This window comes from Acinetobacter sp. ANC 3832, assembly GCF_002135415.1.
Classification (GTDB): domain Bacteria; phylum Pseudomonadota; class Gammaproteobacteria; order Pseudomonadales; family Moraxellaceae; genus Acinetobacter.
In genome coordinates this window covers 1-15920 of the sequence record NZ_NEGJ01000021.1, presented here as the reverse complement: position 1 = coordinate 15920, position 15920 = coordinate 1, and the positions used below count along the sequence as shown (strand labels likewise).

Here is a 15920-nt window from a genome sequence, read left to right as displayed (position 1 = left end):
TTTCATTAAACAATCATTTAGTTGGCTGCTTCATGCTCTGAAAGTTTGTCTGGTGTCATCAGTGCTTGATTCACATAAAGTTTAATTAAGCGTTCTCTAGAGCCAATTGATTTTTGATAATGAGTTGAATTTAATAACAATGAAGCCCCATAAGTGACTGTCCATATATAGGAAAGATAATCACGAATAGACATCGTACTATTTAATGATTTTAAATAAGCACCAAAAAGATCCTTGAGTTCCATAATTCGTTCTTCACGAATTTTATAAAGTTCTTCAAATAAATCTTTGAGTTTACGTTCATTATTGGTTAAACGTTCTTCAATCACGTGCAACAAAATGGTTCGATTTGAATTTAACATATTGTACAACATGTATTGAGAGACGTAGGGTTTAATATCTTCATTAAAAGTTTTTGAAATTTCTAATAACCGTTTCTCATTGAGAATAATCAATTCTAAATACAGCTGATTCTTACTTTTAAAGTGTTTGTAAATAGTGCCTTTGGCAATATCTAATTCAGATGCTAGTTCACTTAGCGTAATATCCTGATTATTATCAAGCAATAACGTTTCTGCCATCGCTAAAATTTTCTCTTTACGTAAGAGGAAATTTTGTTGGCGTACTGAAATCATCCTAATTATTCCAACAAATATTTAAAAAAGAACAAGTGTAAATTATAGCAGTAATTTAGAGAAGTTAAGGAATATAAAGGCTTAAATCCTGATTTAATGATGTAAATTTCTAATATTCCTGATCAGCTAAATCGTTATACTTCCTTAATATTGGTACGTAATTTGCTCATTAAAATCAATTCAACAGATCAGTATAAATGTTGAAGAGTTTTTACTTTTTTGAATTAATTTTTATGTGGGGATTTTATGAGCGATGTTATAGAGACTGGATTTAAAGCAAATACCGAAGCTTTTTCAATTGCGACCTTAATCTATATCCGACTCAGGCGCGTGACTGGTCGTGTAATTGATGCGATGTATTTGGTTGAAAATAAACAATATGCCAAGCATATTATTGAGTTTGCCGTATCAACACAGGACAAAGAAATCCTTCATCAAGTTGAACGCTTACAGACACTGATTGATTTAGAGCTAGAACCTATTGAGGTTGAGCCTTTGCAGGATGAGGAGTTAAGTGAGGATTCATTCTCTCAAGTGACGGAAGAGGAAATTTATCGTGCTCAAATTCCACATCATTATATTGATGTATTGAGATAAGTATATGTGCTCTAAGTTAGGAATTTAATTTAGAGCTTAATAGGAGAGATACAATTAACGTTATCTTGCTTTATTTATCTTTATTTATCTTTATTTATCTTTATTTATCTTTATTAGCTTGGGAATACTGAGTGAAAAGTTTGTAGGTTTTTAAAATCAAGACCATCGAGCACGAATTTTTAATATTGTGATGGGACTTATTTTGATATACATGTCATTAGAAATGTGCGTGGGGTATTTTTAAAATAATGTTTAACATAGATCATTGTAACAATAGCTTATTATATCTAGTCTTTTATTTCTTTTAAAAGGTGAAAATAAACAGCTTGTGAATGGCGATACCTGTGACTAAAACAAAAAATCTAAAAATAAAACTAATGATTAAATGCTGAAAACTTCAACTGCCAAAGAATATGATTCTCTGTATAATAACTCGACTTAACGTATAGGGAATCTCTCATGCACTTGGCGGCATTGCATACTCCGAGCCAGATTCAACTCAATAAAGATGGTAACTTAAAACATTTCCTCACCATCGAAGGTCTTTCCAAAGAGACCCTGACCAAAATTTTAGATACAGCCAATTCTTTTTTTAATGATCAAAATCAACTCATAACGACACCTTTGCTAGAAGGGCGTACGGTTATGAATCTTTTCTTCGAAAACTCCACACGTACCCGTACGACCTTTGAAGCAGCAGCAAAACGCTTGTCTGCAAATGTATTGAATATCGATATTGCACGTTCAAGTACATCAAAAGGCGAAACATTAAGAGATACGCTTTGGAACCTCGAAGCGATGGCAGCAGATATTTTTGTCGTGCGTCACTCCTCATCGGGAGCTGCGCATTTTATTGCTGAAACAGTGTGCCCACATTTAGCAATTATTAATGCAGGGGATGGTCGTCACGCGCATCCTACGCAAGCTATGTTAGATATGTTGACAATTCGCCGTGAAACCAAAAAGCCATTCGAAGCTTTAAGTGTTGCAATTATTGGTGATATTAAACATTCACGTGTGGCACGTTCAGATGTTGCTGCGCTACAAACATTAGGTTGTAAAGATATTCGTGTGATTGCACCAAATACTTTGCTTCCTTATGGTTTTGCTGAATATGGTTCTGATGTTCGATTATTCAATAAAATGGATGAAGGCATTAAAGACTGCGACGTGATTATTACCTTACGTATTCAAAATGAACGAATTGATTCACCTGCATTGTCTTCTCAAGCAGAGTTTTACAAAATGTTTGGTTTGAATAAAGAACGTCTTGCTTTAGCAAAACCTGATTGTATCGTGATGCATCCAGGACCAATGAACCGTGGTGTAGAAATTGATTCAAGTATTGCTGATGGGCCACAAGCCGTCATCTTGCATCAAGTAACCAATGGTATCGCCGTGCGTATGGCAGTTTTGGCACTTTCGATGCAAGGTCAATTGCAAGAAAAAGGTTTACTTGAAGCGATTACAGGATAAGGGATAGTTACATGAATATTGTAAAAATTGAAAATGTACGTGTCCTCGATCCAATCAAACAAACGGATAGCATACAAACGGTTTTTGTTGAAAATGGAAAATTCGTTTCAGCGACAGATGATGTTTCAGAAACGATTGATGGTCAAGGCAAATGGTTAATACCAACTATGGTGGATTTGTGCGCACGGTTACGTGAACCAGGTCAGCAACAACATGGCACATTAAAATCTGAAGGTAAAGCGGCACGCGAAAATGGTATTTTGCATGTCTTTACACCGCCAGATTCAAAACCAATCGTTCAAGATAATGGTGCTTTAATTCATGGTTTAGTTGAAAAAGCCATGTTAGATGGTGGTATCCATTTACAAGTAATTGGGGCGCAAACCCAAGGCTTGAATGGTAAACAACCCGCCAATATGGCAGGTCTTAAAAAAGGTGGCTGTACTGCGGTTTCAAATGCTTATGCACCTTTTGAAGATGATGATGTTGTACTTCGTACTTTGGAATATGCAGCTGGCTTAGGTATGACAGTCGTGTTCTATCCAGAAGAACATCAGATTGCCAAAGATGGCTGCGTACATGAAGGCTTTGTGGCTTCACGTCAAGGCTTACCCATGATTCCTGCACTTGCAGAAACGGTTGCGATCGCAAAATATTTATTGATGGTGGAAGTAACTGGGGTGCGTGCGCACTTTGGATTACTGTCTTCAGGTGCATCAGTTGAACTGATCAAAATTGCTAAAAACAAAGGCTTACCTGTGACTGCTGATGTGGCAATGCACCAATTACATTTAACTGATCAGTTAATTGATGGTTTTAATGTATTGGCACACGTTCGCCCACCATTACGTTCAGATAAAGATAAAGAGTTACTGCGTAAAGGTGTGAAAGAGGGGGTGATTGATGCGATTTGCACCCATCATGAACCTTTAAGTAGTTCTGCTAAACTTGCGCCGTTTGAAGAAACACTCCCAGGTATCACGGCATTTGATACCTATGTCCCTTTTGGTGTTCAATTGGTCAATGAAGGGCTATTTGAACCTTTAGAATGGGTCGAAAAAGTCACTTTAGCACCTGCAAAAGCAGCTGATATGCTTAACCGTTGGGAACAAGAAGCGGGTTGGGTGCTGGTTGATCCTGAATTAGAGTGGACTGTGTCAAAAGACAGTATCTTATCTCAAGGGAAAAATACGCCATTAATTAACCATAAGGTTAAGGGCAAAGTATTGAAAGCATTTACAGCTTAAGCCTATGTTTTTTTAGGTTTTAAAAAGTCAGTTTCGGCTGGATTTTTATGGGAGTCGCTTATTTATCTTTCTAAGCTTTCAATTTTATAGTCTAGTAAATGATTAGTCATAAAATTGATAAAAAAAGATTTACATTATAATTTGAACGTTTCGATGGGATGAGAAAATGTCAGAGAGCTTTAATTACATAAGCATACTTTGACTTTTTCTCATTAAGACTAGGAATCGAAAATTCCTAGTCTTAAACTATTGCTTTTAAAAACTCATTAATCGCAGTATTGAATTCATTTGGACATTCGATATTTGAAATATGCGATGCATTAATTTCAAACATCTTCGCATTTGGAATACGATCTAACATAAATTGACCATCTGCTACTGTCGTCACAGGATCTTGGATTCCGGCCACAATAAGAACAGGAACAGTAATCTCTTTTAACTGTTCACGCAGGTCCGCTTTAGCCAAAGCTTCACAACAACTTGCATAACCTTCGGCATTGCCAGCTGCCAAGTCGTTTTGAAGAGTATCCACCACTGCTGTGTTACTTTGGATAAAGGGATTGGTAAACCAACGTGATGGTGCTGTCGAAGCAATTGGAGTTAAACCTTGCTCACGAACCAAAGCTGCACGGTCAAGCCAAGCTTGTTCCTGACCTATTTTTGCAGCGGTATTGCAGACAATCACATGGTTAAAACGTTCAGGTTGATGAATAGCAAGCCATTGACCTGTTAAGCCACCCATTGAAATTCCACAAAAAGTTGCTTTTTTAACTTTTAAGTGATCGAGTAAATTCACGACATCTTGACCCAACTGATCAATGCCATAAGGGCCTTTAGGTGCAGAAGAAGCACCATGACCACGGGTGTCGTAGCAAATTGCAAAGAAATCATTTTGAAAATGATCAATCTGCGCTTGCCACATTGTAAATTTTGTACCCAATGAATTGGAAAAAATCAGGGCAGGTTTTGATGCATCACCAAAAGTTGCATAATTGATGGTTGCATCATTTGATATAAAAGTTGGCATTTCTTATTCCTTAAAGCTCCTCCCTTTATTAAAGGGAGGTTGGGAGGGATTTAATACAGAATTTTATAATTAAACCCGTTGAATAATGATTGCGATCCCTTGCCCGACACCGATACACATTGAGCAAAGGGCATATTCTCCACCTGTTGCTTCAAGTTGATTCAGTGCCGTGGTAATCAGACGTGCACCCGATGCACCCAGTGGATGACCAATCGCAATCGCACCACCATTGGGATTGACTTTTTCGCTGCCATCCGCAATACCTAAATCACGTGTCACTGCCAAAGCTTGTGCTGCAAATGCTTCATTCAGTTCAATTACATCCATTTGCTCTAGGGTTAAACCTGTTTGAGCCAAGAGCTTTTTAATCGCAGGTGCAGGTGCAAAACCCATAATTCGGGGTTCAACACCAATTGTTGTTGCACCAATAATTTTGGCACGGGCTTTTAAAGCATATTTTGCAATGGCATCATCAGAAGCAATGAGGAGTGCTGCTGCACCATCATTAATCCCTGAGGCATTGCCTGCAGTGACTGTTCCATCTGCTTTGACCACAGGTTTTAATTTGTTTAAAGCTTCAAGCGTGGTCGATGCACGTGGATGTTCATCTTTATTGATCACAACAGCTTCGCCTTTACGTTGTGGAATCGTCACAGGAATAATTTCTTGATCAAAGAAACCCTTTTCTTGAGCAACTGCCGTACGTTTTTGACTTTCTAATGCAAATTGATCTTGATCCGCACGATTGATGCCAAATTGTTCTGCGACGTTTTCAGCCGTTTGTGGCATGGTTTCAACGCCATACATCTCTTTGAGCTTTGGATTAATGAAACGCCAACCCATAGTGGTGTCTTCAAGTTTCTGACTGCGGCCATAAGCGCCTTCAGATTTACCCATCACCAAAGGGGCACGGCTCATCGATTCAACGCCACCTGCAATAATCAGATCTGCTTCACCTGCCTTAATCGCACGTGCAGCCAACGCTACCGCATCCATCGATGAACCACACAAACGATTTACCGTCGTTGCAGGGACTTGATAAGGCACACCTGCTAAAAGTGCAGACATACGACCAACATTACGGTTGTCTTCACCGGCTTGGTTGGCACAGCCATAAATCACGTCATCAACCAATTCCCAGTTCACTGATGGATTACGTTCCATCAATGCTCTAATCGGTAAAGCCCCTAAGTCATCGGCACGAATCGGCGCCAGACCACCTGCATAACGACCAAATGGAGTACGAATGGCATCTACGATATAGGCGTTTTTCATATGGCTTTCCTTAACCTTGGATCGAAGAAGTTGTGGCATCAATCAATTTTGCACCTGTTAAAGCTTGTAATTCATCAAAAGTTAAACCTTCAACTTTCTCAATCACTTTCATGCCTTCAGGGGTCACATCAATCACACATAAATCGGTATAAATACGGTCAACACATTTCAAACCTGTTGCCGGATAAGCCAATTCAGCAACAATCTTCGGTTCGCCTTTTTTCGTGACATGATCTGTGGTAATGAATACTTTTTTTGCACCCACGGCTAAGTCCATTGCGCCACCCACCGCAGGAATGGCATCTGGCGCACCTGTATGCCAATTGGCAAGGTCACCATTTTCAGCCACTTGGAAAGCACCAAGCACGGCAATATCTAAATGACCACCACGCATCATGGCGAATGAATCACCATGATGAAAGAATGCACCACCATCCAATAAGGTCACGAATTCTTTACCTGCATTGATCAGTTCAGGATCTTCTTCACCTTTTGCAGGCGGTGGACCAAAAGCCAATAAACCATTTTCAGAATGTAAGAATACATCTTTGTCTGAAGGCAGGTAGTTTGAAATTTTGGTGGGTAATCCAATGCCTAAATTGACATAAGCACCATCTGGAATATCTTGTGCCACACGTTCAGCAATTTGGTCACGGCTTAATTTGGTATAACTCATGATATTGATCTCCGTATCCGATTACTGAGCAGGTTTAACAGCAACAACGTGCTGTACAAAGATACCTGGGGTGATGATGTGTTCAGGATCTAAAGCCCCTAATTCCACCACTTCAGTTACTTGCGCGATGGTGACATCAGCGGCCATCGCCATGATTGGACCAAAGTTACGTGCAGATTTACGATACACCAAGTTGCCCCAACGATCGCCTTGTTGTGCTTTGATTAAAGCAAAGTCAGCACGAATTGGATTTTCAAGGACGTAATCTTTACCTTCATAGTTCAGGGTTGGTTTACCTTCCGCGAGCAATGTCCCAAAACCTGTAGGAGTATAGACTGGACCTAAGCCCATGCCAGCCGCTTGAATACGACAAGCCAGATTACCTTGAGGAACCAGTTCGAGTTCGACTTTTCCAGCACGGTATAATTCGTCAAACACATAAGAATCAGACTGGCGTGGGAAAGAACAAATGATTTTACGCACAGCACCTGCTTTAAGGAGTTTGGCTAAACCGTAGTCGCCATTGCCGGCATTATTATTCACAATCACCAAATCTTTAATGCCGAGTTCGATTAAGCCATCAATCAGTTCAGCAGGTTGTCCTGCTGTACCAAAACCACCAATCATGATGGTGGAGCCATCTTTAATTTGTGAAAGCACTTCGTTGAGTGAACTTGAACTTTTATTAATCATGCTATGAACCTTTAATGAACAATAAGCAAATTCTTAGCGTTAAATTTCAATTGAAACTTAATGCTAAAAATCTAAAATGCTGCAAGGCATTATCCCTTGCAGCGGAAGTAAATGAATTAAGCGCTTACACGACGACGATCAACTTCAGAGGTTGGTGCAGCATCAAGGTCTTTAACAAGTTTAAAATCAAAAGTGATATGTTTAACTGGTTTATCTTGACCACGTTTAGCTAACTCAGCAGGATCAGTAATATCCGTTACAGATGCGATTAAACCTTCACGTGTAGCGAATGCGAAGTCATCCCAAAGGTACTGATCACCTTCGATATTGAATTGAGTCGTAAGCTTGCGGTAACCCGGTGCAGAAATAAAATAATGCACATGAGAAGGACGTTGACCATGACGACCAAGCTTGTTTAACAACGCTTGTGTTGTACCTTCAGGCGGGCAACCATAACCGACAGGCATGGTTGTTTGAGCAACATATTGACCATTGGCATCCGTTAAGATACTGCGACGAAGGTTAAATTCAGATTGTGAACTATCAAAGAATGAATAGTTACCCAAGCTGTTTGCATGCCAAACTTCAACTTTCGCATTTGGAATAATTTGACCATCAGTATCCGTTACGACACCTTCAATGAATAAGGTATCCACATGACCTGATTCAGAACCATCATCCATACGTGCAAAGCCGACTGATTCAGGCGCACCAGCTACATAAAGTGGACCTTCGATGGTACGTGGCGTACCACCTGTGATGCCTGCTTTAGCATCCACTTCATCGGCATGAAGATCTAAGAAATGCTCTAAGCCAAGACCTGCAGCCAAAAGACCCAATTCATTTGATTTACTAGAATCAACGATATATTCCAAACCTTTCCAAACTTCAGTTTGAGTTAAATCTAAATCTTGGATCGCTTGAAAAAAATCACCAAGCAAACGTACAACCACTTGTTGTACACGAGGATTGACTTCACCAGTCGCTGTATCCACGTTCATTTGTTTTACTAATGTATCGATTTCTTGACGGTTCATACTCATTCTCCTGTAGTACGATATGTTTTGTACGTGGCTCGCTGTGCTTGCTGAATTCAGCTGGCTCCTTTGCTCGCCACATTTCCTTGTTAATTTTTGCCAGATGTTCTCTCTAGAACATGATGTAGATTAAAAATTAGCTGTCATCATCACGAATAGAAGATGGATGACGATTTAATGCCATCACTTCAATATTCATATAAGGGTAGAGCGGTAAGCCTTGTAAAATGCTATGCAATTCTTCATTGCTTTCAACATCAAAAATACTGATATTTGAATACTGACCCGTAATACGCCAAATGTGACGCCATTTACCTTGACGTTGTAAATCGTGCGAATACGCTTTTTCAACTGCTTTAATTTGATTGGCTTGTTCGACTGGCATATCGCGAGGGATGTTGACATCCATGCGTACTTGAAAAAGCATATTAAGCTCCTGTAATGATCAGTGATGCATTATTGACGACGTAAGCGGTCAATTTTGTCTAAATCAAGTTCAATACCTAGACCAGAGGTTGTTGGGAGAACAAGCTCAAAGTTTTGATATTGAAGTGGGGTTTTAAGAATTTCTTCAGTCAGCAACAATGGACCAAAAAGTTCAGTACCATAAGCTAAATTGTGGAACGTTGAAAAAACATGTGCAGATGCAATTGTCCCGACAGGACCTTCAAGCATCGTGCCACCATATAAATCAATACCAGCAAGTTTCGCGACAGTGCCTACTTCACAACCTTCGATTAAGCCACCCGATTGTGCAATTTTTACTGCAAAAACAGAGGCAGCATTTTTCTTGGCAAGGCGATATGCACTATCAGGCCCCATCAATGATTCATCTGCCATAATGGCAATGTCAAAACGATGAGTTAAACGTTCCATAGCATCAATATTTTCAATGGCACAAGGTTGTTCAATTAAATCAATGCCACCATCTTGAAGTGCTTGAATACCTTTAATTGCATCCAATTCAGACCAAGCACGATTGACATCAACACGAATTGAAACATCAGCACCTAAAGCCTGTTTAATCGCCAAGACATGTTCAACATCTTCATGAACAGGACGAGAACCAATTTTAAGTTTGAAAATATTATGGCGTTTGATTTCAACCATTTTCTGCGCTTCAGCAATATCTTTTTCAGTATTGCCAGAAGCTAAAACCCAAAGTACCGGTACGCTATCGCGTAGGCGTCCACCTAAAAGCTCACTGAGCGGTAAATTTAAGCGTTGTGCTTGAATATCAAATAAAGCAGTTTGAATGGCACATTTAGCAAAACGGTTACCATTGATATTGCGTTTGATTATTTGAAGCGTTTGCGCAATATTTAAATTTTTTAATGATTTTAATAATGGAGTGAAATAAGTTTCGATGTTGGTTTTTACACTTTCAGGACTTTCTTCACCATAGCCTAAACCACCAATTGTGGTTGCTTCACCCCATCCGATAAAACCATCTTCAGTGGTCACTTTTACCAATACCAGTGTTTGAGTTTGCATAGTTGCAACAGCCATCTTATGAGGACGGATTGTTGGGATTTCCACCAGCAATGTTTCTATTGATTTATACATTTTTCCATATTCTTTTACATTAAATTCTTTATATACCCTAAATTAATGTAATATCCTTAACTATAGCTAAATTGGTATTTTTAGATACTTAAAAGGTATATTAAATGGAATTAAGACATCTACGTTATTTTGTTACTGTGGTAGAAGAGCAGAGTATTACTAAAGCTGCAGAGAAGCTATGTATGGCGCAACCCCCTTTGAGTCGACAAATTCAAAAGTTAGAAGAAGAGTTAGGCATTACTTTATTCGAACGTGGATCTCGCCCAGTTAAAACGACAGAAGCAGGTATGTTTTTTTATGAACATGCTGTTCAAATTTTAACACATACTGCACAAGCAACATCTATGGCTCAGCGGATCAATACAGTAGATCAGACGGTTCGCATCGGTTATGTCAGTTCTTTACTTTATGCTTTGTTGCCGCAAATTATTTATTTATTTAGACAGCGCAATCCAGATATGCATGTTGAATTAATTGAATACGGTACGCGGGATCAAATTGAAGCACTCAAAGCAGGGAAAATTGATTTGGGTTTTGGTCGGCTTAGGCTTATGGATCCGTCTATTAAACGTTTACTATTGAGAAAAGAACGCCTGCTACTAGCGATTCATAAGAATCATCATTTAGCTGAATTTATAGCATCTGGTATTTATTTATCACAAATTTTGGATGAAGCAATTTTCTCTTATCCTAAAACGCCAAAACCTAATTTTGCTACAGCTATACAAAGTATATTTACCGAATTAGGCTTAGTGCCGAAAAAGCTGATAGAAGTACGTGAAATTCATATGGCACTTGGTTTAGTTTCTTCAGGTGAAGGAATTTGTTTAATTCCAGAAACAGCCAGTGATATTGGGATGAAAAATTTAGCTTATCTCCCAATTCGAGATTTGGAAGCGTACAGCCCAATTTCTTTATCCGTGCGCAATATGGATCAGAGCAGCTATATTCCGAAAATTTTAGACTGCATTCAAGAGGTATTTCAAAATGAAAAAATTGATCTGAATGTGGAAGATATATAAGCTCATTTAACAACTTGTGTAAAATTATTACAATTTAAGCCAATAACTCCATAATTTGAATCATTGGCTTATTGCGGAAAGCTAATAAGCCAATATTGAGGTATAAACTTGCAATAAATAACCAATAATACTTTGAGCTTTTTATACATACAGGTGGCATTGTTGAATCTATTCACAAGTAATGATTTATGTTGTATTTTAATCAGGAAAAGCGTAAAGCATGTGAAATTAATTGATTTGTATTTATCAGAAAAAGAATAGATTGACCATAATTACATATTTAAAATGACTATGAATTTATTTTAATGAGAAGAGGAGTACTTTTAAATGAGAGAGTTTATGATGAATATAATTTATAAAATAATCAGATAAGATGAATAAATTCTAAATTAGTAAGTAATATATTTTAAAAAATTTAAATACGTTATTTAAATTTTTGAGAAAAACCATCAATTGAAAAAAAATAAAATTAAACATAATGCTGGAGTATCAGTTAATTAGTAACTCCTTAATGACTTATGGCCACTTTTTTTTAAGTTAATTTATTACCCAATGATTCTCATGAAGTAAGATTATTATTTATATATTTTAAGTAGCTTTAATATGACAGAAAAGGCATGACTATATACCCAAAAAGATATGGAAAATTACATTAATAATTCAAATAATAGAGACTGTTCTAATTTTTCTTTTTTGTACTGAAATTAGCTTAAATTTCAATATTAAAAAGTTTCTATTGGGGTATTTCAGCATCCAGATCAGACAGGCGGATGACGGTGTGTGCATCGTGGATGAGAAAACAATACGTATGTAGGAAAGGATTTCCATGTATAGCTTATATTCAAAACGTAAGGCTCAGAAAGCAGTACTATTTTCATTTTTTAGCATTGCTGGGTTAAATACCGCGCACGCCAATTTTTTAGAAGACAGTCAAAAGTCAGTTTATCTTAGGAATTTTTATGTTGAACGCGATTTTGAAGGAACCAATCAAGATTTAGGAAGTTGGTCTCAAGGTCTTAGTGGACGTTTTGAATCAGGCTATACAGATACGGCTATTCAGCTAGGTTTAGATTTTGGTTTTCAATATGCCTTGAGATTGAATGATCATAATGAAGAGCGTTTAGATACGGTCTTTAAGTATGATCAAGTAGAAAAGCATCAAGAACGTGATTACTTAAAGCTGGGTGCGACATTAAAGCTAAAATATCAAAACACGGAACTTAAAGTAGGTGAGTTATTGCCTAAAACACCTGTACTGTTTATGGATGATTCACGACAACTGATTACAACCTTTGCAGGTGCAATGCTAGAAAGTAAAGAAATTGAAAACTTAAAAGTATCTCTGGGGCGCTTTACACATATTAATGCACGTGATGATGATGAATTTAGAAAAATGAGTTTGGGTGGGAATAAAGATCCAAACAAAGAAAGTGATGGAATGAATTTTATTGGTCTAGATTATAACTTCACGCCAAAAATATCAGGTTCATATTGGTTTGGCCAACTAGAAGATATTTATCAACAACATTATGTGAATGCGGCTTATTCAGAGCAGATCAATGCCACTAAGCTGAAAGTAGATGCTCGCTATTTTAACTATAAAGAAGATGGTGATGCTTATTTTGGCAGTATTGACGCTCAGTCTGCTGGTTTACAAGCAACCATTCAAAATGGCGGCAGCTCCTTGACTGCTGGTATACAGAAAAATATGGGAGATGATGCGCTTCCATTATTGGCTGGTTATGTACCGCAAGCTTATCTGCAAAGTTGGTCAACTTTAGCATTCTATAAACCGAAAGAGTTGACATGGCATGTGTTATATAGCTATGACTTTAAAAATGCAGGTGTTCCAGGGCTGAAATTAGGATTGCGCTATTTAAATGGTAGTGAAATATACCGACCAGGCTTTAAAGATAATAAAGAAACCGAAAAAAATGTAATTGTAAATTACACAATTCCTGAAGGAAAACTGAAAGGTTTAGGGTTGGAATGGAGGCAGATTCGTGCGGATATTAAATATGGAGTAGGGAATAATTCAGGGACAGATTTTGTAGAAGATCGTATTATTACGAGCTATACCTTTAAATTTTAAACTTATTTACCGTAAAAAAAGTATAGGTGGTTTTATTGTGGAAATTCAGTGATGATAATTATTTTAAAATCCAACTAAGTATTTTGGGGTATGACTGATTATAGATTAAATAATTTTATATATTTAGAGCTCTACTGATTTTTTGATAAATCTATCAAAATTTTTAGAGATTTTTATATTTAATTTTATAAATCAATTTCTACTTTTAAAAACTTCTATTTTCAATTCATCAAGGTCTTAGTGAAATTATTGCTAAAAATAGTTTCACTATTTTCTTCGATAGTAAAAATTTAATCAAGGTTTTAAACAAACCATAGCAAAATTTAAATATGGTGAAAAGACGGATCTGATAAAAAAATTAATGAATGTATTTATTACGAATTGCATTTTGATTTTTAAATTAAAAGTTATCAAATACATCTTAAATTAAGGAGGATAAAATGAATATGCATATGGATTGCCCTGAAATAGATAGAAAAACAGGAATGTCTAAAAAAACATTGAATCGTGCATGGTTAATTACTGGACTGCTGATTTTATTTCAAATGATTAATTTTGCTGATAAGGCTGTATTAGGTTTGGTAGCAGAATCGGTCATGTCAGAATTAGGAATGACCAGTACACAATTTGGTTTTATCGGTAGTTCATTTTTTTTCTTATTTGCTGTATCGGGTATTATTGTTGGGTTTATTGCTGAAAAAGTACAAACCAGATGGCTCATATTGGTCATGGGAATTAGCTGGGCTGTTCTACAATTTCCAATGTTGTTAGGAGGTGGGGCAATGGCACTTCTCGTAACCCGAATTGTGCTCGGTGCTGCAGAAGGACCAGCTTCATCGATCTCATTAACTCATGTTCAAGGTTGGTTTGAGCCATCAACGCGTGGTTTTCCAAGTAGCTTAGTCGCATCTGGAACAACGATTGGTCCAGTGGTTGCAGCTCCTATTCTTGCTTATATTATTGCACATCCAGATTTAGGTTGGAGGTGGGCATTTGGCTTTCTAGGTTTAGTTGGATTAATTTGGACTGTGCTTTGGGCTATATTGGCTAAAGAAGGTCCGTATAGTCACTTTAGTCATAAAGAAAAAGATCAAAAACTTCAGACAACGATAGTTGTATATGATCCAAGCTGTAAAAGTATTGTGAAATATGTCGATGTTTTAAAAACAGTACCGATTTTTAAGATCTTTTTTTCCAAAATGTTTCTTTCATCTTTTTTAGCTGGTTTGGGCTGTTTTTGGTCACTGGGTTTTTTAACGACATGGGCGCCGAAATATATTGCTTCAATTGGTACATTTTCACCTGAGATTATTGCAACAGTTTCAAGTCTACCTTGGATTTTAGGTGCAATTAGCCTAGCTGGTGCTGGCTTTTTTTCTAGAATATTAATGAGAAAGGGAGCCACGGTTCATATTTCATTAGGTTTAATTTTTGGCTTGTTGGTATTTTTTTCTGGAATTGCTTTTTATCTTATTCCATTTTTAAGTGGCGCAATCTGTATTTTATTGATCACAATTGCTGCAGGTTTTGCCATGTGCTTTCCATTAGCTACTATGGCAGTCGGTTTTAGTGTGAGTTCAAAACAACGTGCAGCAGTTATGGCAACTTTGGTTGCAATCTCATCAATCGGTGGGATTATATCGCCAACTATGGTGGGATACCTAATGGACATAGCAGGTTATGTACAACCTGTAAAAGGCGTTGCATTGGCACCAGAAATGGCTGATAAGCTTCTTGTTGGCATGAATCATGGTTTTGAATATATTGGAATTTATATGATTATTGTTGGACTAATTAGCATGGTCTTTTTAAATCCAGATTCTTTAGCTAAAAAGCTGATGCAAGAATAAGAAATTAATATTGAATACGAACCATTTGTTGGTATTGCATATATATACAAGTAATTAAATCAAAATACGAGCTAAAGCGACTGTACTCTCATGAGTATGTTTTAGCTCGTATTATCGATTTACGATTTCTATGTGTTTTTCAATTTTAAAAATATATTTTAAAATAGAGTATTAGGCTGAGTCTGCTCAAGTCTTGAACTGAATTTATTACAAGCCCATCAAAAACTCATGATAGAAATAATGGATCAGATAGAGCAATACCGCTACTACAGTGTTGGAATATGCCAGTAAATCAAGCAGTGCATATGGCTTCACTAGCTAATCAAGTTCCTCGTTTAATGAATGGCTTATTATAATTTACAACGGTTAGATCAAAGTTATGAACATCCATTAATTAAAAGTTCTGTATTTCATTATGAATTTATTTATCCTGTTGCAGATAGTAATGGACGTATGGGTAGGATTTGGCAAATATTAGACCTCTTGCATAACTCACTTTTTGTTGAATTCCATGTTGTAAATTCTTGTAATCAAATTAAATCTTAATCAGAGTCTTTTACCTCTATTTCTATAATGCTCTGAAAGTATTTTAAAAGTCTTCAATACACTAAATACGTGCTCTACACCTATTCTTCTTTTATTGATTTCTCGATTGTATTTTTTCAATGGTAGTGCTCAAATCTGACGTGCTCCCCATTTATCTTTCATATCCTGATTATATTTCAAT

14 protein-coding genes and 1 pseudogene are annotated in these 15920 nt (G+C 37.0%); 6 read left to right on the top strand and 9 right to left on the bottom strand.

What is annotated here, in order from left to right; translation table 11 throughout:
* Positions 1-17 precede the first annotated feature (17 nt).
* A complete protein-coding gene (locus B9T35_RS17305; protein WP_086192428.1) occupies positions 18-635 on the bottom strand; it encodes a TetR/AcrR family transcriptional regulator in 618 nt (205 codons plus the stop codon).
* A 246-nt stretch (positions 636-881) separates the two neighbouring features.
* Here B9T35_RS17305 and B9T35_RS17300 point away from each other — a divergent pair, with 246 nt between their 5' ends.
* From B9T35_RS17300 to B9T35_RS17290, 3 genes are all read left to right on the top strand, one after another.
* The gene (locus B9T35_RS17300) at positions 882-1232 is read left to right on the top strand and encodes a hypothetical protein (protein WP_086192426.1); all 351 of its coding nucleotides are present in this window, start codon (positions 882-884) and stop codon (positions 1230-1232) included.
* A 459-nt stretch (positions 1233-1691) separates the two neighbouring features.
* The gene (locus B9T35_RS17295; RefSeq protein ID WP_086192424.1) at positions 1692-2708 is read left to right on the top strand and encodes an aspartate carbamoyltransferase catalytic subunit; all 1017 of its coding nucleotides are present in this window, start codon (positions 1692-1694) and stop codon (positions 2706-2708) included.
* Positions 2709-2719: 11 nt separating this feature from the next.
* Complete coding sequence (locus tag B9T35_RS17290; RefSeq protein WP_086192423.1) at positions 2720-3955, top strand: dihydroorotase; 1236 nt, start codon at positions 2720-2722, stop codon at positions 3953-3955.
* A 241-nt stretch (positions 3956-4196) separates the two neighbouring features.
* Here the strand turns inward: B9T35_RS17290 and pcaD are convergent, their stop codons facing one another.
* The 7 genes from pcaD to B9T35_RS17255 all read right to left on the bottom strand — a co-directional run bounded on the left by pcaD (position 4197) and on the right by B9T35_RS17255 (position 10229).
* Positions 4197-4982: a 3-oxoadipate enol-lactonase gene (pcaD, locus tag B9T35_RS17285; protein ID WP_086192421.1), complete on the bottom strand. Its 786-nt coding sequence runs from the start codon at positions 4980-4982 to the stop codon at positions 4197-4199.
* A gap of 69 nt (positions 4983-5051) precedes the next feature.
* Positions 5052-6257 (bottom strand): 3-oxoadipyl-CoA thiolase, encoded by a 1206-nt coding sequence (gene pcaF, locus B9T35_RS17280; protein WP_086192419.1) that lies wholly within the window; start codon positions 6255-6257, stop codon positions 5052-5054.
* 10 nt (positions 6258-6267) lie between these two features.
* Positions 6268-6933 (bottom strand): 3-oxoacid CoA-transferase subunit B, encoded by a 666-nt coding sequence (locus B9T35_RS17275; RefSeq protein ID WP_086192417.1) that lies wholly within the window; start codon positions 6931-6933, stop codon positions 6268-6270.
* A 21-nt stretch (positions 6934-6954) separates the two neighbouring features.
* Complete coding sequence (locus tag B9T35_RS17270; RefSeq protein WP_086192416.1) at positions 6955-7626, bottom strand: 3-oxoacid CoA-transferase subunit A; 672 nt, start codon at positions 7624-7626, stop codon at positions 6955-6957.
* A gap of 116 nt (positions 7627-7742) precedes the next feature.
* Positions 7743-8663, bottom strand: a complete 921-nt coding sequence (gene catA / locus B9T35_RS17265) for a catechol 1,2-dioxygenase (RefSeq protein WP_086192414.1) — start codon at positions 8661-8663, stop codon at positions 7743-7745.
* Between the two features lie 136 nt (positions 8664-8799).
* A complete protein-coding gene (gene catC, locus B9T35_RS17260) occupies positions 8800-9090 on the bottom strand; it encodes a muconolactone Delta-isomerase (protein ID WP_086192412.1) in 291 nt (96 codons plus the stop codon).
* A gap of 29 nt (positions 9091-9119) precedes the next feature.
* On the bottom strand, positions 9120-10229 hold the full coding sequence (locus B9T35_RS17255) for a muconate/chloromuconate family cycloisomerase (RefSeq protein ID WP_086192410.1): 1110 nt from the start codon (positions 10227-10229) through the stop codon (positions 9120-9122).
* A 104-nt stretch (positions 10230-10333) separates the two neighbouring features.
* Here B9T35_RS17255 and catM point away from each other — a divergent pair, with 104 nt between their 5' ends.
* The 3 genes from catM (at position 10334) to B9T35_RS17240 (ending at position 15193) form a co-directional block, all read left to right on the top strand.
* The gene (gene catM, locus B9T35_RS17250) at positions 10334-11251 is read left to right on the top strand and encodes a cis,cis-muconate-binding transcription regulator CatM (protein WP_086192409.1); all 918 of its coding nucleotides are present in this window, start codon (positions 10334-10336) and stop codon (positions 11249-11251) included.
* A gap of 826 nt (positions 11252-12077) precedes the next feature.
* A complete protein-coding gene (locus B9T35_RS17245; protein WP_086192407.1) occupies positions 12078-13343 on the top strand; it encodes an OprD family outer membrane porin in 1266 nt (421 codons plus the stop codon).
* Between the two features lie 446 nt (positions 13344-13789).
* On the top strand, positions 13790-15193 hold the full coding sequence (locus B9T35_RS17240; RefSeq protein ID WP_228147190.1) for an MFS transporter: 1404 nt from the start codon (positions 13790-13792) through the stop codon (positions 15191-15193).
* Between the two features lie 546 nt (positions 15194-15739).
* On the opposite strand, the pseudogene B9T35_RS18745 reads toward B9T35_RS17240, so the two are convergent.
* A pseudogene (locus B9T35_RS18745) lies at positions 15740-15856 on the bottom strand (transposase); the annotation flags it as partial.
* Positions 15857-15920 lie beyond the last annotated feature (64 nt).